Origin of the sequence: Bradyrhizobium sp. F1.13.3 (assembly GCF_040548265.1) — a bacterium.
Lineage (GTDB): Bacteria > Pseudomonadota > Alphaproteobacteria > Rhizobiales > Xanthobacteraceae > Bradyrhizobium.
In genome coordinates, this window is record NZ_JBEPRI010000002.1 from 842485 (window position 1) to 858855 (window position 16371).

A 16371-nucleotide genomic window follows, 5' to 3' on the forward strand; every position below is an offset into this window, starting at 1 on the left:
TTGTTTCGACAGAGGCAAAACTGTTCGTGATGAGGATTGTGGAGTGACGACGATCGCCCCGGATGCGCGCATCGCCGGCGCGCAGCGGACCTATCCGCAGCGCAGGGCCGTCGTCAGCTGGATCTTCTTCGACTGGGCGGCGCAGCCTTATTTCACGCTGATCACGACCTTCGTGTTCGCGCCGTATTTTGCCACCGGCATTGCGCCGAATCCCGCCACCGGGCAATCGCTGTGGGGCTTTGCGATGGCTGCCGCGGGCCTCGCAATCGCGCTGATGTCGCCGGTGCTGGGGGCTATTGCCGATGCTTCGGGTCGCAGGAAGCCGTGGATCGCCGGATTCGGTGCCGTGCTGGTGCTGGCATCCTGCACGCTGTGGATCGGCAAGCCGGGCGATCCCTCGATCATTCCGCCGCTGCTCACCGCGGTCGCGCTCGCCAGCGTCGGCGCGGAATTCGCCACTCTCTTCAACAATGCGATGATGCCCACGCTGGTGCCGCCGGAGCGTATCGGACGGCTGTCCGGCACCGGCTGGGCGACGGGATATGTCGGCGGCATCGTCAGCCTGATCATCGTGCTCGGCCTGCTCGCCGCGAATCCCGAGACCGGCCGCACGCTGCTCGGCTTTACGCCGCTGTTCGGGCTCGATCCCGTCAGCCGTCAAGGCGACCGCGCCGCGGGACCGTTGACCGGGCTTTGGTTCATCATTTTCGTGACGCCGATGTTCCTGTTCACTCCGGACTATCCGGCGAAGCGTCCGGTGCGCGAGGCACTGCACGAAGGCCTGTCGGAGCTGAAGCAATCGATCAAGGGGCTGCCGCAGCAGAAATCGCTTGCCGCGTTTCTACTCGCCAACATGATCTACACCGACGGTCTGGTGTCGCTGTTTGCCTTCGGCGGCATCTATGCGGCTGGCACGTTCGGCTGGCACACGATCCAGATCGGCACCTTTGGCATCATGCTCGCGATCGCCGGCGCGTTTGGCGCGTGGTTTGGCGGTAAGCTGGACGATCGCTTCGGGCCGAAGCGCGTGATCGCCGGCAGCATGCTGGTCCTGCTGCTGGCGCTGGCGGCGATCCTGCTGGTCGACAAGGATTCGATCTTCTTCATCAAGGTCGCGCCGCCCGCGCCCGGCGGTGCATTGTTTGCCGCTGCGTCGGAGCGCGCTTATCTGGTGCTTGGCTGCCTGATCGGTGCAGCCGGCGGTCCGCTGCAAGCGGCCTCACGCACGCTCCTGATCCGTCTCGCACCGAAGGACCGCATCGCGCAGTATTTCGGTCTGTTCGCACTGACGGGGAAAGTGACGTCCTTCATCGGCCCGCTCCTGATCGGCGTGATCACCGCGGTGACGGCGAGCCAAAAGGCCGGCATGGCCGTGCTGGTGGTGTTCTTCGTCGCGGGGCTGGCGCTGTTGATGCGGGTGCGGGAAAATTAGTGTCGTCCCGGCCTAGTGCGCAATTGCGCACGGGGGCCGGGACCCATACCGCGTGATTTCTCGTTGCCGCGACGCGGCTAGTACCGCACACCAAACTACTTCCTGGGGCTATGGGTCCCGGCCTTCGCCGGGACGACCCGTTGAGAGTTTAGTGCACGACAGACCTAATGCCTGAAGTGCCGCGTGCCCGTGAACACCATGGCGATGCCGTGCTCGTCGGCGGCCTTGATCACTTCGTCGTCGCGCATGGAGCCGCCGGGCTGCACCACGGCGGTGGCGCCGGCCTCGATGCAGGCGAGCATGCCGTCGGCGAACGGGAAGAACGCATCCGACGCCACCACCGAGCCCTTGGTGAGCGGTTCGGCGAGCTTCAGCTCGGCGGCCGCATCCTGAGCCTTGCGTGCCGCGATCCGCGCTGAATCGACCCGGCTCATCTGGCCGGCACCGATGCCGACCGTGGCGAGATCCTTGGCATAGATGATGGTGTTGGACTTGACGTGTTTTGCGACACGGAAAGCAAACTTCAGGTCGCGCATCTCGGCATCAGTGGGCGCGCGCTTCGTGACAACCTTGAAGGTCATGTCGTCGACCACGGCGTTGTCGCGGCTCTGCACGAGGAGACCGCCCGCCACCGTCTTGGCGGTGAGGCCGGGCGTGCGCGGATCGGGCAGGCTGCCGGCGAGCAGAAGCCGAAGGTTCTTGCGCGCGCCGATGATGGCGATCGCTTCCTCGCTTGCGTCGGGCGCGATGATCACCTCGGTGAAGATCTTCGTGATCTCGCGCGCGGTGTCGGCATCGAGTGCGCGGTTCATCGCGATGATGCCGCCGAACGCCGAGGTGGAATCGCAGGCCAGCGCCTTGCGATACGCGCTGACGAGGTCGGAGCCCTCCGCGACGCCGCAGGGATTGGCATGCTTGACGATGACGCAGGCTGCGGTGCGCTTGGCGTCGAACTCGCCGATGCATTCATAGGCCGCATCGGTGTCGTTGATATTGTTGTAGGAGAGCTCCTTGCCCTGGAGCTGCCGTGCAGTCGAGACGCCCGGCCGCTTGTCGGGCGTTGCATAGAACGCCGCGGTCTGGTGCGGATTCTCGCCATAGCGCAGCGACTGGATCAGCCTGCCACCGAAGGCGCGGAAATCGGGCGCGTCGATCTCGAGCTGGCGGTTGAACCAGTTCGAGATCGCGGCGTCATAGGCGCCAGTGCGCGCGTAAGCCTTGGCGACAAGGCGCCGGCGCAGCTTCAGCGTGGTTGCGCCTTTGTTGGCGGCTAGCTCGTCGAGCACGGCCTGATAGTCCTGCGCCTCGACCACGACGGCGACATCGTCATGGTTCTTCGCGGCGGCGCGGATCATCGCGGGGCCGCCGATATCGATGTTCTCGATGCAATCCTCGAAGCCCGCGCCTTTGTCGACGGTTGCTTCGAACGGATAGAGATTGACGACGAGGAGATCGATCGGCGCGATGCCATGCGCGGTCATCGCTTCCGCATGGTCCTTGTTGTCGCGGATCGCGAGCAGGCCGCCATGCACCTTCGGATGCAGCGTCTTGACGCGGCCATCCATCATCTCGGGGAAGCCGGTCAGCTCGGAGACGTCCTTCACCTTGAGGCCGGCCGCGGCGATCGCCTTTGCGGTGCCGCCGGTCGAGATCAGCTCCACATCATGCGCGGCAAGCGCCTTTGCGAAGTCGATCAGGCCAGTCTTGTCGGAAACGGAGAGAAGTGCGCGGGTGACGCGGCGGGGATGGTCAGTCATGAGCAAGATCCTCTGTCTGAAGGAGTGTCTATGCCCAGGCGCGCGGCTGCTCAGTCCCGCGCTTCCCGATGGTGCTCCATCCAAGGTCGCCAGTCGCGCGAGCGAGGGCTCGATAGCAGTTTTCGGTCGCTTTCACAACGATCAGATGGGGCCGAATCGCGGGCGTCTACAGCGGAAGTTCCGGCTCTCGCCGCGCATTTCTGCGGGCATTCGTGATCGCCGGCGAGGCGGTGGAGCGGACAAAACTCCAGCGGATCGAGGGCGCCTGCCGCGCATCCTGGCGGATCACGATCTGCGCGGTGCGGCGCGGGCCGTCATTGCCGGCCAGGGACACGCTGTCCTCCAGCTCCACCTTGTCGTCGAGCGCCTCGAAGGTCCAGACGTCGCGGTTCGGCAGCACCAGCATGACGCCGCGGGCATCGGACAGCCGGCTCGCCTTCACCGCCGGGTGCAGATGAAATCGCAGCGCGAAATCGGCATCCGCACCCTTGAAGCGTCCGCCTTGCGGCGGCGACAGCGTGTCCTCGCCGTCGATGCGCGCGCCGTCATTGGCGATCATTAGCACGCGACGGTGGATCGCGCCGAATTTTGTCAGGTAACCGTCATGCGACGTCGTGAGCAGCGTGCCGTTCTGCACGATTTCGCGATAGCTCTCGACCTCGACGGGGCCGCTGGTGACCGGAGCGCCGTGCAAGAGCCGCTTCATCGCCGACATCTCCACGAACTGGCATGACGAGGTGTCGTGATAGGTCAGCGTCGAATGCGCCGCGGTGCCGCGCGCGAACGGTCGCCAATTGTCGCGGCCCGTGGTCGGCATGCCGCAATTGGTGACGATGCGGCTGATGCCGGAGGACAGTTCGAACGACAGGCAGCCGGCATGGGCGTCGTGGCTGACGCTGGCCGCCGGCGGCGGGCCGGTGTCGATGATCAGCGTGGTCTGGCCGGCATCGAGGCGCTGGAAACCGGTATGCGGCATGTTCGACATCGGCGCGCCGTGGGTGTCGTCATAGGCAAGCAGCGTGGCAAGCAGGTCCGAGGGCGTCGCGCTCATGCCGTTGAACAGCGCGAAATTGCCGTCGCCGTGGCGGAAGAAGCGCAGCATCGGCATCATGCGGTCGATCGCGTTGAGCAGCGCGGGCGGCGGCGCGATGTTGCGCGCGGCAAAGGTCTGCCGCAACGGCAACAGGTCGATCAACAGCTCGATCAGCGCGCCCGGGTTGCGCGAGACATGCCCGCCGTCGGGCAGGATCTGCCGCTGCAATTCATCGGAGAGCTTTTTTGAGGCGCTGCGGATGTGACTTGCCTGGTTGGCGAGGCACAGCGCCGCATAGCATAGCGCGATCAGCACCTGGAGCTTCGGCACTCCGTCGGGAATGTTGACCATGGTGTAGCGCAGCAAGCGGATTTCGCGCGCCAGCGCGCGCAGATAGCGACGGTAGAATTTGTTGTCGGTATCGTTCAGTACCAGCGGTGCCTGCGACAGCAGGGAGATCACGCGTCGCGCCAGCACGTCGGCGCGTCGCGCGACGGGACGGCGCTTGCTGGCAGGGTTGCCGATCCAGTCCTCGATCAGCGAGCGCGCATTCGCGCGCGTCAGCGCGGTGTCCGCGGCGCGCAAATGGCGCAGCCAGCCGAAGCCGAGCAGCGCAACCTCCCAATCCTCCGACGGCGGCTCGAGATCGAAGATCGAACGGCCGTGGCAATTGACGATCTTGCCGGCGAAGACGAAGCGGCCGGCATAGATCTCGGCGGCGCGGGTCGCATCCGCGGTGCGCAGATCATGCGGCGCGATGATCAGCCGGTCGGCGCGGCCGGGCCAGACCCGCGACAGGGCGACGGAACCGCCGCTCGCGCGCGCGAGCATGTTCCGCGCGAAGCGGTTCATCACCAGCGTCGAGATACGTCTGCGTTGAGCGACCGACACGCCTTGCCTTGATGGGGGAGAGGATTCCGACGAATCCTTATTAATCCCAAAATCGGACGGCCGACACCACCTTGAACGACGCGAATCAGCGCCGTGGTTGCAAAATCCAGTGCAAAATCAGGATTTAACGAGCCGGGCCGCGAAAAATCCGTCAAGCCCGCCGAGCTTGGGATCGGCGTTCGGCAGATGGCTGGGCAGAGTGCGCAAATCGCCCTCGGCGGTGACGATCTCGCTGAGTCCCGACACCTCGGACGCATCGATAGGAACCCGGCGAAGCCCAGGCTCTGTGGCCAGCAGCGCGGCGACCGCATGCTCGCCCTCTTCGGGTTCCAGCGAGCAGGTACAGTAGACCAGCGTCCCGCCGGGCTTGAGCAGCGAGATCGATTTTTGCAGCAGCCGCCGCTGGAGCACGGTCATTGCCGCGATGTCGGATTCCTGCCGGAGCCAGGAGACATCGGGGTGGCGGCGGATCGTCCCGGTCGAGGTGCAGGGCGCATCGATCAGGATGCCGTCGAAGCCATCGGCCGGACCCGCCCATTCCACGGCGTCGGCGACGACCGTCTCGGCCTGGAGCGACAACCGCATCAGATTCTCGCGCAGCCGCGCCACCCGGGCGGGCGAGCGGTCGATGGCCGTGACGTGCGCGCCGGCCTGCGCCAGTTGCGCGGTCTTGCCGCCGGGAGCGGCGCAGAGATCGGCGATGGATTTGCCCTTGATGTCGCCGAACAGCCGAGCTGGCAGCGCAGCGGCGGCGTCCTGCACCCACCATTGTCCTTCGGCGAAGCCGGGAAGCATGGTCACCGCGCCATGCAGCACCGTACGCACCGATCCGGTCGGCAGCACCTCGCCATGTAAGCGGCTCGCCCATTGCGCGGCGTCCGACTTCACGGTCAGATCCAGCGAAGGGTCGTGGCTGAGCGCGAGCGCCATGTCTCTTGCGACCGTCTCTCCGTAATGCGCGCGCCAGCGCGCGACCATCCAGGGCGGCAGATCCAGCGACTGTGCCGCAACCTCGTCCACCAGCGCCTTGCCCTCGCGGGCGCAGCGGCGCAGCACGGCGTTGACGAGGCCGGCATAGCGCGCGGCGCGCCGGTCGGATTGCACGAGGCGAACGGAAAGATCGACGGCCGCGTGATCGGGCACGTCCATCCAGAGGATCTGGGCGGCGCCGATCAACAGCGCGCTCTGCGCGCGCGGCGCGTCGGAGGGAATGCCCTTGTCGAGCAACCGAGACAGCACATGGCCGAGCGTGCCGAGCCGGCGCAGCACGGTGGCGACCAGGCGGCGCATCAGCGCGCGGTCGCGGTCGGGGAGCGTCTTCAGTCCGGGATGGGCGCCGCTGCCATCGAGCTGCTCGTCAAGCGTGCGGTGCTTTTGCAGCACGCCGTCGACGATGTCGGCGGCAATCCGCCGCGCCGCGAGACCGGGCACTTCGGATGGAGGAGCGAAACGTTGAGAAGGCATGCGGAAACAAGGTTCTGAGCGAGCGGCAGTTCGCCGTAATGGGCGCATGCCTTGAGAAGGCGATCTCTGGCACGCGAATATGCCAAATGTAAGAATCGCTTCCGGGTTTTTTCAGCCCTTTCGGCGCCATTTCAGGAATGCGTTATTGGGCGTCGCGCCGTGCGCCGTCCCGCGCTAGAAAGCCTACGATGAGTGACCAGCCTCCTGTTCCCGACCGCAAGCAGCTTACGCCGGCCGCCCAGCGTGCGCTGGCCGAGGCCGACGCGCGCCGGCAGGCTGCGGCAGTCCGAGCCAAAAACAACGGCCAGGCGGCGCCAAAGGAGTTGCAGGGCCCAAAAGGACCCGAACCGACCCGCTATGGCGATTGGGAGCGCAAGGGCATCGCTTCCGACTTCTGAAGCTTGCCTTTTGAGGCTCGCTTGCCGTACTGCCCGACTCAGCCCTAGCGTGCGCGGATGTCGCGTTTCGATCCAAGCCATCCGTATCGGCCTTCATACAGCGGCTCGCCGTTTGGCCGCCGCTTCTCAGGCCTGTTGCCGTGGATGTTCGTGGTCGGAATCGTGGTGGCCGTGGTGTTCACGTTCCGGCACGGGATGAACTGGCCCTTCCCTCATGCGACTGACGGTCAGTCGCGGGACGCCGAAATCATCTTACAGCAGGCCAATCCTGACGTCCGTGAGCCGGTCGACGTCGTTCGCACCATTGACGGCGACACCTTTCTCGCACGCGTTCGTCAGCGCAACGGCCGCGATCTCGTGGTGCGCGTTCGCCTGCGCGGCATCGATGCACCCGAGATGAAAGCCTCCTGCCAGGAGGAACTGGACAAGGCCGAAGCCGCGGCCCGCGCATTGCGCGATCTGCTCGGCCAGGGTGGCGTGGTGATCACCAATCTCGGCTCCGATAAATACGGACGCGTTCTCGCTGACGTCGCGACCAAACGCACGGCCAATGTCTCGGCGGCGTTGCTCGCCGGCGGCTACGCGCGGAACTACAATGGCGGCCATCGCGACGGCTGGTGCGCGCGGAGCTGGCGCTTCTGGTAACAAAAAAGCCGCGTCGAAAGACGCGGCTCTTGCCGTCTCGCCCTGATGCCGGCGATCAGCGCGTCACGACCACCGTCGTGCCGACCGAGACGCGGCTGTAGAGATCCGTGATGTCGTCGTTGAGCATGCGGATGCAGCCATACGAGACGAAGCCGCCGATCGAGCCCGGCACGTTGGTGCCGTGGATGGCATACTCACCGCCGGACAGCGTCATCGCCGCGACGCCCATCGGGTTGCGCGGCGAGCCGCCCGGGATGACGTCCGGGATGCTCGGCTTGTCGCGCTTCACCTCGGCAGGCGGCGACCAGGCCGGATTGCGGTACTTGCCGTCGATGCGGGTGGTGCCGGCCCACTGCTTGCCGGACTTGCCGACGCCGACCGGGTAGCGCACGGCGTGGCCATTATCGAGGACGAGATAGAGCCGACGCTCGTTGGTTTTGACCACGATGGTGCCCGGCGAATAGTCGGCCAGGTGCGTCCCCACCATTTCCGGCCGCGCCTGCGCCGCCGTCGACATCATCACCCCAGCCCCAATGGTGGCGGCCAGCGCCACAGCAATCCTCATCGACATCGATTTTCCCCTTGCCCCGAACGGACCGTCCAAAATTACGCAAAACCGGCAATCTCCGGCTCACCAAGTCCTCGTTAGGGGACATTCTTAACCGCGCCTGTTAACCGGATGGTTTCCACGCACGGCCGCCAAGGGCCAGCCAGCAGGGGGAACAAAGGAAATGTTCGAAACAAAGTAAATGACCTGAAAACAACACTCGCCCGGAAAGATGCCCGGGCGCCGGGGCGCGGCCTGACCAGTGCGTGAGGATGTGAACGGCCGTTGTCCGGGAGGCGCTAACGCGGAGATGCGGTCTCGTGTCCCGGACGCGGCGCAGCGCGAAGCGGTGCGACGCAGAGCCGGGGCATAGAAAGCCACAGAGTCTGCCGTTGCATGGGCCCCGGCTCAGCAGCGCACCGCGAAGGAGCGCTGCACTGCGTCCGGGGCACGGGACTGCCTTACGCGGACTTCTTGTTCTGCCGGTTCTTGACGAGGTCGTCGACCACGCCGGGATCGGCCAGGGTCGAGGTGTCGCCCAGGCTGCCCGGCTCGTCCTCGGCGATCTTGCGCAGGATGCGGCGCATGATCTTGCCGGAGCGGGTCTTGGGCAGGCCTGGCGAGAACTGGATCTGGTCGGGCGCAGCGATCGGGCCGATCTCCTTGCGCACCCAGGTGACGAGCTCCTTGCGCAGTTCGTCGCTCGGCTCGACGCCGGCCATTAGGGTCACATAGGCGTAGATGCCCTGGCCCTTGATGTCGTGCGGGTAACCGACCACGGCGGCTTCCGAGACCTTCTCGTGTGCGACCAGCGCACTCTCGACTTCCGCCGTGCCCATGCGGTGACCGGAGACGTTGATGACGTCGTCGACACGGCCGGTGATCCAGTAATAACCGTCGGCATCGCGCCGGCAGCCGTCGCCCGTGAAATACTTGCCCTTGTAGGTCGAGAAATAGGTCTGTTCGAAGCGGGCGTGGTCGCCATAGACCGTGCGCATCTGGCCCGGCCATGACCGCGTCAGGCACAGATTGCCGGATGTCTCGCCGTCCAGCACCTTGCCGTCGGCGTCGACGATCTCAGGCACCACGCCGAAGAACGGTTGAGTTGCCGAGCCCGGCTTGAGCTTCGTGGCGCCGGGCAGCGGCGTGATCAAAATCCCGCCGGTCTCGGTCTGCCACCAGGTGTCGACGATCGGGCAGCGTTCGTCGCCGACGACGCGGTGATACCACTCCCAGGCTTCCGGGTTGATCGGCTCGCCGACCGAGCCGAGCAGGCGCAGGCTGGCGCGCGAGGTCTTCTTCACGGGCGCGTCGCCGCTCTGCATCAGCGCGCGGATCGCGGTCGGCGCGGTGTAGAAGATGTTGACCTTGTGCTTGTCGATGACGTTCCAGAATCGCGAATTATCCGGGTAATTCGGCACGCCTTCGAACATCAGCGTGGTCGCGCCGTTGGCGAGCGGTCCGTACAGAATGTAGCTGTGTCCGGTGACCCAGCCGACGTCGGCGGTGCACCAATAGATGTCGCCGTCGTGATAGTCGAAGACGTATTGATGCGTCATCGCGGCGAACACGAGATAGCCGGCGGAGGTGTGCAGCACGCCCTTGGGTTGGCCGGTCGAGCCCGAAGTGTAGAGGATGAACAGCGGATCCTCGGCGTGCATGTGCTCGACCGGGCATTCCGTCGTCACCATCGCGGCAGCCTCGTGATACCAGAGGTCGCGCGTCGGGTTCATGTCGATCTTGCCGCCGGTGCGCTTGACCACGACGACCCAGTCGACGCCGTCTGCCTTGGCGAGCGCCGCGTCGACATTGGCCTTCAGCGGCACCTTCTTGCCGCCGCGCAGGCCCTCATCCGCGGTGATGATCACCTTGGACTGGCAGTCGCTGATGCGCTGGGCGAGGCTGTCGGGCGAGAAGCCGGCGAACACCACGGAGTGAATCGCGCCGATCCGCGCGCAGGCCAGCATCGCGTAGGCCGCCTCCGGGATCATCGGCAGGTAGATGGTGACGCGGTCGCCCTTTTTGACGTTCCGGGTGCGCAGGATGTTGGCCATCCGGCAGACCTCGTCGTGCAGCTCCTTGTAGGTGATGTGCCGGGATTGCGAGGGATCGTCGCCTTCCCAGATGATCGCTGTCTGGTTGGCGCGGCTGTGGAGATGCCGGTCGATGCAATTATGGGCGACGTTGAGGATGCCGTCCTCGAACCATTTGATGGAGATGTTGCCGGGCGCGAAGGAGACGTTCTCGATCTTCGTCGGAGCGTGCATCCAGTCGATGCGCTTGGCCTGCTCCGCCCAGAAGGCGTTCGGGTCCGAGATCGAGCGGACGTACATGTCCTTGTATTTGGCCTGGTCGACCCAGGCGCGCTTCGCCCATTCCGCGGGGACGTCGTAGATCTTCTCGGACATGCTTCCCTCCACATACGGCAAGCCGAGCACAGACCGCTGGCGAGCCGACTTGATCGTTGAACCGATTATGCGTCGGGCTAACCGGACCCGACAAGGTGCACAAGCTGGACCTTCGGCGAGCAGCCTGCCATGCGGAGGATCAAGCCGCTCCGTGCGACTGTCGCAGTTTTGAAACAGGGCGACGGGCGGCTTTCGGGTCTTTACCCAGATCTTCGGAATGGGCCCGCGCAGAGCGCCATGCACCCCGCAGAGGTATTTAGAAACCGTCTCTCACTGATTCGGGACTCGCAATGCGGTTCGGAACACCCTAAATGGCCAACCCGGGTCCAACGAGGCCCCTTGGAACAAAAATCAGAACAGCGGCATTGACCGATAACAAACAAGGCTAAGGCATAAGACTATGATGGATCAGCAGAATCTCGGGACTTTGCGGCCCGCTTCAGCCGATCCTGCAGCCATTGCGCTGGCCAAAGCCCTCGGACAATGGCCGAAACCAGCCGGTTCCGGCCGTCCCAGCCCGAAAAAAGTGTTCGACGCGGCGCCCGCGGCGACGGTCGAGGCCCTCGCCAAGGAGCTGGGCCTGCGGCTCGGCGACCAGAATGAGTTGACCATCCGCCGCGTCAGGCGCGGCAAGGGCTATTCGTTCGTGCGGCCCAACGGTGTCCACATCCGCGATGCCCGCACTATTCGGCGGCTGCATTCTATGGCGGTGCCGCCGGCCTATCGCGAGGTGCGCTACTCGGCGGATCCGAGCACGCATCTCCAGGCTGTGGGACGTGATGCCGCGGGCCGGCTGCAATATCGCTATCACGCCGATTGGGAGAAGGTCCGCGAGCAACGCAAGGCGCATCGCCTGGAAAAGCTCGTCGGCGCGCTGCCCAAGATCCGACGCAAGGTCTCGGCGTTCCTGTCGGGCGACGAGCCGACCCGCGAGTTCGCGCTCTCGGCCGTCATCGAACTGATTGCGCGCACCGCGATCCGTCCCGGCAACGAATCCTATGCCCGTCTCAACGGCACACGCGGAGCCACCACGCTGCTGAAGTCCAACGTCTCGCTGGAAGACGACAGCTTCGTGCTGACCTTCAAGGCGAAGGGCGGCAAGGCGGTGCGCAAGGAGTGCGACGCGGCCAAGCTCGTGCGCGCCATCGGCATTTTGCAGGGCGTTCCCGGCAAGCGCATGTTCCAGTATCGCGATCCCTATGGCATCGTGCGCGCGGTCAGCACCACGCAGGTGAACGCGTTTCTGCGCGAGATCGCCGGCATCAAGATCTCGCTGAAGGATTTCCGCACGCTGATGGCCTCTGCCGTCGTCGTGGAATCGCTGTCGCGGATCACGCCGGCGACCAGCCAGCGTGGCCGCAAGAAGCAGGTGCTGGAGGCCATCCGCGGCGCTGCCGATCAGTTGTCCAACACGCCGGCGATCTGCCGCAAGAGCTATGTTCACGACACCATCGTCACCGCGTTCGAGGACGGCATCCTCGAACGCTTCGCCGCGACCATGAAGGGCCAGCGCTCGCAGGCCAGGCGCGAGCAGCTTTTGCAGCAGGTGGTGGCGACCGCGGCGGTCTGATCCTCTCCCGTCGCTACGCCTTGTTGGAAACGCCGTTGTCGGGACCAGGATCGCCGCCCGCGGCTGCCGCCGTGAGCCGTCCCAGATAGTGCGCCCATCCCGTCGCGTGCGCGGCAGCCTGTTCCTCGGTCGGCAGCCCGCTATGGGTCATGCGCAGCAATGTGCCGCCGTCGCGTTCGATCAGGTCGATCTCGATCAGGCTCGAGCCGGGCGGCACTTCCTGGCCGCCTTCCCATCCAAACGTGTAGGCGAGCCGATGCACCGGCACGACCTCGCGGAACGCGCCGCGGGCAACGCCGCCGCGGGGGCCGATGCCTTTGAGCAGATATAGCCCGCCGGGATGCGGCTCCGTGGACGCGTCGGAACCCATCCAGCTCAAAATCTTCTCGGGGTCGGTCAGGTAAGCGAAAACGGTGGCACGCGGGGCGGCGATCTGGGTCTCGCGTCGCACTATGAACGGTTCGGTCATCGGCGATCATCCCTGGGCTGACTGTGGGACATGGCGGTGCGCGAGCGGCCCGTCAAGGATTGCCCGTGACAAAGAGGTCCTGGCATCGTCATGATCGGGCCATGTACCTCTCGCCGACGCTCGCCTGGCTTGTCGATGCCGCCGCCGATAGCGCCGGGGCCGACCGTCTGCTCGCGGACCTCGGCGCGCATCTGGTCGCTGACGGCGTGCCGCTTGCGGCAGGCAGCCTGACGTTGGAGGTGCCACATCCGCTGATCGCGAAACGGACCTGGTTGTGGCGCGCGAACAACGGCCGGGTGATCGAAGCGCTCGGCTTCGCACCAGGCGGCCTCGCGCCCGACCCGCCCAACGATGCCGGCCGCCGCTGGCTGCGCGACATCGCGGACGGTGGGGTGCACGAGGACGTGGTCGGACGCCCCGACGGGCCGTTGCTCGGCTGGATCGGGCCGCGTCCGTTCACCGCGGACGAGACCGAGCAATTGCGCCAGGCCGCGCGCTTTGCCGCGACACCCCTTGCGGTGCTTGCCGCGCGTGCAACGTTGCGCGCGACGTTGGATGCTTATCTCGGCAAGCGCAGCGCGGAGCGGGTGCTGGCCGCACCCCTGCGGCGCGATCTCGGCGAGACCATTCAGGCCGCGCTGCTCTATGCCGATCTGCGCAATTTCACGCTCCTGTCGGAAACCAATCCGCCTGCCGACGTCATCGCGGCGCTCGATGCCTGGTTCGATCGCATCGCCGGCGCGGTTCACGCGTTCGGCGGCGAGGTGCTGAAATTCATCGGCGACGGCGTGCTCGCGATCTTTCCGGTGCTTGGGGCGTCGCCGCGCCACGCGTGCGATGCGGCTCTGCGTGCCGCGAGCGCGGCTGAAGCGGGGATGGCGTATCTCAACGCGGAGCGCCGTGCACAAGGTCTGCCGCCGCTCGCGTTCGGCGCGGCGCTGCATCTCGGCGAGATGCTGTGGGGTAATATCGGTGCCGCCAACCGGCTCGATTTCACGGCGATCGGTCCCGCCGTCAATCTCGCCAGCCGGCTCGAAGGATTGTGCAAGCCGCTCGGCAGAACCGTGCTGGTGTCGGGCGCGCTCGCCGCCGAGACGGACATGCCTCTGATCGCGCTTGGATCGCATTCGCTGCGCGGCATCGCCGTGCCATGCGAGGTGTTTGCGCTGCCGGAGACGCAAGCTCGGATATCGTAGCCCGGATGGAGCGGAGCGTAATCCGGGATCGTGCCACATGGGATTTTCCCGGATTGCGCTGCGCTCCATCCGGGCTACGGCAGCAAGCCTACATCCCACCCATCTTGCAGACGAGCTTCCATTCCTCGGCCGTCACCGGCTGCACCGACAGGCGGGAATATTTCACCAGCGCCATGTCGGCGAGCTTCTTCTCGGCCTTGATCGCCGCCATCGTCACCGGTGTCTTCAACGGCTTGTCGGCCTTGATGTCGACGCAGACGAATCTTTCGGTCTTGTCGGTCGGATCGGGGTAGGCTTCCTTGATAACTTCCGCGATGCCGACGATCTCCTTGCCCTCGTTGGAATGATAGAAGAACGCCTTGTCGCCCTTCTTTATGGCGACGAGATTCTGGCGCGCGGTGTAATTGCGCACGCCGGTCCAGGCTTCGCCCTTGGCGCCTTTCGCCACCTGCTGGTCCCAGGACCACACCGATGGTTCGGATTTCACCAGCCAGTACGCCATGTTCATTCCTCTGCCTTGAAAGGTCGCGTCATGAGCCCCGAGATCGCGGCGTCGATCGTGCTTCTGCCGGTCAGGATCGATGCGACGGCTTCCGATACTGGCATTTCGATGTTTTGCGAAGCCGCGAGCTCGATCAGGACCGGCGCGGTGAATTCGCCTTCGGCAAGCTTGCCGGCGGGCGGCTGCTCGCTGCGGCCAAGCGCCAGGCCGAGCGCGAAATTGCGCGATTGTGGGCTCGAGCAGGTCAGGATCAGGTCGCCGAGTCCAGACAAGCCCGTGAGTGTTTCACTGCGTGCGCCGAGCGCGCGCCCGAGGCGTGTCAGCTCGGCAAAGGCGCGGGTGGTGAGTGCGGCCTGGGCGGAAGCGCCGAGCTTGCGGCCGACCGCGATGCCGACCGCGATCGCCAGCACGTTCTTGGCGGCGCCGCCGATCTCGACGCCGCGGACATCGGTGGAATGATAGGGCCGGAAGGTCGGCGAGCCCAGCGCCTGCACCAGGTGGCTCGCCAAGGCGTCGTCCTTTGACGCCAGCGTCACTGCCGTCGGCAGGCCGCGCGCGACATCGTCGGCAAAGCTCGGCCCCGACAGGATCGCCGGCTGGACGTGAGGCGCGGCCTCGGCGATCACGTCGGTCATGAATTTATGGGTGCCGTGCTCGATGCCCTTGGCGCAGGCAATGATCGGCACCGGCTTTTCCAGGTGCGAGGCGAGCATGTTGACAGCACCGCGCAGATGCTGCGCGGGCACTGCGATCAGCAGCATGTCCGCGCGCGCGGCGAGGGCCAGGTCGCTCGTGACGATGATCTCCGGCGCAAGCCGCACGCCGGGCAGCCGCGGATTGTCGCGGGTCGATGCGATTCGCGTCGCGTGCTCGGGATTGCGCGCCCACAGCGTCACGTTCCGTCCGGCCCGCGCCGCCACCATCGCCAGCGCCGTGCCCCAGGCGCCCGCGCCGATCACCGCCACGGAGTGGAATGCGGCCATTGCTAGAATCCCGCGCGCGTCTTGCCGTATCCGGCCGGTGCCGTCGCGTTCGCATCGAGCAGCCAGCGCGCACGGGGCTGTGCTTCCATCGTGTCGGTCATGCCGAGTGCGAGACGTTCGGCGCCGGCCCAGGCGATCATCGCACCGTTGTCGGTGCAGAGCGCCGGCGGCGGCATGATCAATTGTGTTCCGGCCTTTCTCGCAACGTCATGCAGCGCCCCGCGGATCGCCTGATTGGCGGCGACGCCGCCGGCCGCCACCAGCGCACGCGGCGCACCGAACTGCTCGCGGAAAAGTTTCAGACCGACGCTCAACCGGTCGGCGGTGGAGTCGAGCACGGCCGCCTGAAAGCTCGCGCAGAGATCGCTGACGTCCTGCGGCGTGATCTCGGCCAACCGGCTCGCTTCGTTGCGCACCGCCGTCTTCAATCCCGACAGCGAGAAGTTGGCGTCGGGGCGTCCCTGCAGCGGCCGCGGAAACGCAAATCGCGCGGGATCGCCGCTGGCTGCCGCGCGCTCGACCTGCGGCCCGCCCGGATAGGGAAGTCCCAGCATTTTCGCGACCTTGTCGAAGGCCTCGCCGATCGCATCGTCGACGGTGGTGCCGAGGCGCACATACTGACCAACGCCGGTGACGGCGACGATCTGGGTATGGCCGCCCGAGGCGAGAAACAGGCAATAGGGAAATTCGAGTGCGTCGGTCAGGCGCGGCGTCAGCGCATGCGCTTCCAGATGGTTCACGGCGACCAGCGGTGTGTCGTGCACCATCGCGATCGCCTTCGCGGTGGTGAGCCCGACGATGACGCCGCCGATCAGTCCCGGGCCCGCGGCGGCCGCGACACCGTCGAGCTGGGCGAAGTCGATGCCGGCCTCAGTCATGGCGCGGTCGATGATGCCGTCGAGCAGGTCGACATGGGCGCGGGCCGCGATCTCCGGTACGACGCCGCCGAAACGGGCATGCTCCTCGACCTGCGACCACACGATATTGGACAGGATCTTGCCGCTGCCGTCAGGAGCACGCTCGATCACCGCCGCGGCGGTCTCGTCGCAGGTGGTTTCGATGCCCAGTACCAGCAT

General features: G+C 65.9%; 14 protein-coding genes and 1 riboswitch. Of the genes, 5 read left to right on the forward strand and 9 right to left on the reverse strand.

Annotation, left to right across the window (positions count from 1 at the left end):
- The first annotated feature begins 43 nt into the window (after window positions 1-43).
- Complete coding sequence (locus ABIB66_RS08775) at window positions 44-1432, forward strand: MFS transporter (protein WP_275169052.1); 1389 nt, start codon at window positions 44-46, stop codon at window positions 1430-1432.
- A 164-nt stretch (window positions 1433-1596) separates the two neighbouring features.
- Here ABIB66_RS08775 and purH read toward each other — a convergent pair whose 3' ends face one another.
- The 3 genes from purH to ABIB66_RS08790 form a co-directional block, all read right to left on the reverse strand.
- Window positions 1597-3189: a bifunctional phosphoribosylaminoimidazolecarboxamide formyltransferase/IMP cyclohydrolase gene (gene purH / locus ABIB66_RS08780; RefSeq protein ID WP_354254700.1), complete on the reverse strand. Its 1593-nt coding sequence runs from the start codon at window positions 3187-3189 to the stop codon at window positions 1597-1599.
- Between the two features lie 25 nt (window positions 3190-3214).
- A riboswitch (ZMP/ZTP riboswitch) is annotated at window positions 3215-3296 on the reverse strand.
- A 59-nt stretch (window positions 3297-3355) separates the two neighbouring features.
- A complete protein-coding gene (locus ABIB66_RS08785) occupies window positions 3356-5074 on the reverse strand; it encodes a heparinase II/III family protein (protein ID WP_275169155.1) in 1719 nt (572 codons plus the stop codon).
- A gap of 156 nt (window positions 5075-5230) precedes the next feature.
- Window positions 5231-6577, reverse strand: a complete 1347-nt coding sequence (locus ABIB66_RS08790) for an RsmB/NOP family class I SAM-dependent RNA methyltransferase (protein ID WP_354209739.1) — start codon at window positions 6575-6577, stop codon at window positions 5231-5233.
- A gap of 188 nt (window positions 6578-6765) precedes the next feature.
- Between ABIB66_RS08790 and ABIB66_RS08795 the strand changes: the two genes are divergently transcribed.
- Both ABIB66_RS08795 and ABIB66_RS08800 read left to right on the forward strand, forming a co-directional pair.
- The gene (locus ABIB66_RS08795) at window positions 6766-6975 is read left to right on the forward strand and encodes a DUF1674 domain-containing protein (RefSeq protein ID WP_275169058.1); all 210 of its coding nucleotides are present in this window, start codon (window positions 6766-6768) and stop codon (window positions 6973-6975) included.
- Between the two features lie 57 nt (window positions 6976-7032).
- Window positions 7033-7620, forward strand: a complete 588-nt coding sequence (locus tag ABIB66_RS08800) for a thermonuclease family protein (RefSeq protein WP_275169060.1) — start codon at window positions 7033-7035, stop codon at window positions 7618-7620.
- A gap of 55 nt (window positions 7621-7675) precedes the next feature.
- Here ABIB66_RS08800 and ABIB66_RS08805 read toward each other — a convergent pair whose 3' ends face one another.
- Together ABIB66_RS08805 and acs are read right to left on the reverse strand one after the other, a co-directional pair.
- Window positions 7676-8191 (reverse strand): L,D-transpeptidase, encoded by a 516-nt coding sequence (locus tag ABIB66_RS08805; protein WP_275169062.1) that lies wholly within the window; start codon window positions 8189-8191, stop codon window positions 7676-7678.
- A 437-nt stretch (window positions 8192-8628) separates the two neighbouring features.
- Window positions 8629-10575, reverse strand: coding sequence for an acetate--CoA ligase (acs, locus tag ABIB66_RS08810; RefSeq protein ID WP_354254703.1), 1947 nt, complete (start codon window positions 10573-10575; stop codon window positions 8629-8631).
- A gap of 400 nt (window positions 10576-10975) precedes the next feature.
- On the opposite strand from acs, the gene ABIB66_RS08815 reads away from it, so the two are divergent.
- Complete coding sequence (locus ABIB66_RS08815) at window positions 10976-12145, forward strand: DNA topoisomerase IB (RefSeq protein WP_354209737.1); 1170 nt, start codon at window positions 10976-10978, stop codon at window positions 12143-12145.
- 13 nt (window positions 12146-12158) lie between these two features.
- Here ABIB66_RS08815 and ABIB66_RS08820 read toward each other — a convergent pair whose 3' ends face one another.
- Entirely contained in the window at window positions 12159-12614 is a 456-nt protein-coding gene (locus tag ABIB66_RS08820; protein WP_354209736.1) for an SRPBCC family protein, read from the reverse strand.
- A 101-nt stretch (window positions 12615-12715) separates the two neighbouring features.
- On the opposite strand from ABIB66_RS08820, the gene ABIB66_RS08825 reads away from it, so the two are divergent.
- On the forward strand, window positions 12716-13810 hold the full coding sequence (locus ABIB66_RS08825; RefSeq protein WP_354254705.1) for an adenylate/guanylate cyclase domain-containing protein: 1095 nt from the start codon (window positions 12716-12718) through the stop codon (window positions 13808-13810).
- An 88-nt stretch (window positions 13811-13898) separates the two neighbouring features.
- On the opposite strand, the gene ABIB66_RS08830 is transcribed toward ABIB66_RS08825, so the two are convergent.
- Genes ABIB66_RS08830 through tsaD form a run of 3 tightly spaced genes read right to left on the reverse strand, consistent with a single transcriptional unit; the run spans window position 13899 to window position 16371 of the window.
- On the reverse strand, window positions 13899-14312 hold the full coding sequence (locus ABIB66_RS08830; RefSeq protein WP_354209735.1) for an EVE domain-containing protein: 414 nt from the start codon (window positions 14310-14312) through the stop codon (window positions 13899-13901).
- A gap of 2 nt (window positions 14313-14314) precedes the next feature.
- Window positions 14315-15295 carry an NAD(P)H-dependent glycerol-3-phosphate dehydrogenase gene (locus tag ABIB66_RS08835; protein WP_354209734.1) on the reverse strand — a complete coding sequence of 327 codons (981 nt, stop codon included), beginning with the start codon at window positions 15293-15295 and terminating at the stop codon, window positions 14315-14317.
- 2 nt (window positions 15296-15297) lie between these two features.
- Window positions 15298-16371 carry a tRNA (adenosine(37)-N6)-threonylcarbamoyltransferase complex transferase subunit TsaD gene (tsaD, locus tag ABIB66_RS08840; protein ID WP_275169071.1) on the reverse strand — a complete coding sequence of 358 codons (1074 nt, stop codon included), beginning with the start codon at window positions 16369-16371 and terminating at the stop codon, window positions 15298-15300.

Bases quoted from the DNA above. Each gene is read 5' to 3' on its own strand.
- purH (WP_354254700.1), bottom strand. From the start codon at position 3,189: ATGACTGACCATCCCCGCCGCGTCACCCGCGCACTTCTCTCCGTTTCC.
- ABIB66_RS08785 (WP_275169155.1), bottom strand. From the start codon at position 5,074: ATGAACCGCTTCGCGCGGAACATGCTCGCGCGCGCGAGCGGCGGTTCC.
- ABIB66_RS08790 (WP_354209739.1), bottom strand. From the start codon at position 6,577: ATGCCTTCTCAACGTTTCGCTCCTCCATCCGAAGTGCCCGGTCTCGCG.
- ABIB66_RS08795 (WP_275169058.1), top strand. From the start codon at position 6,766: ATGAGTGACCAGCCTCCTGTTCCCGACCGCAAGCAGCTTACGCCGGCC.
- ABIB66_RS08800 (WP_275169060.1), top strand. From the start codon at position 7,033: ATGTCGCGTTTCGATCCAAGCCATCCGTATCGGCCTTCATACAGCGGC.
- ABIB66_RS08805 (WP_275169062.1), bottom strand. From the start codon at position 8,191: ATGTCGATGAGGATTGCTGTGGCGCTGGCCGCCACCATTGGGGCTGGG.
- acs (WP_354254703.1), bottom strand. From the start codon at position 10,575: ATGTCCGAGAAGATCTACGACGTCCCCGCGGAATGGGCGAAGCGCGCC.
- ABIB66_RS08815 (WP_354209737.1), top strand. From the start codon at position 10,976: ATGATGGATCAGCAGAATCTCGGGACTTTGCGGCCCGCTTCAGCCGAT.
- ABIB66_RS08820 (WP_354209736.1), bottom strand. From the start codon at position 12,614: ATGACCGAACCGTTCATAGTGCGACGCGAGACCCAGATCGCCGCCCCG.
- ABIB66_RS08825 (WP_354254705.1), top strand. From the start codon at position 12,716: ATGTACCTCTCGCCGACGCTCGCCTGGCTTGTCGATGCCGCCGCCGAT.
- ABIB66_RS08830 (WP_354209735.1), bottom strand. From the start codon at position 14,312: ATGGCGTACTGGCTGGTGAAATCCGAACCATCGGTGTGGTCCTGGGAC.
- ABIB66_RS08835 (WP_354209734.1), bottom strand. From the start codon at position 15,295: ATGGCCGCATTCCACTCCGTGGCGGTGATCGGCGCGGGCGCCTGGGGC.
- tsaD (WP_275169071.1), bottom strand. From the start codon at position 16,371: ATGCTGGTACTGGGCATCGAAACCACCTGCGACGAGACCGCCGCGGCG.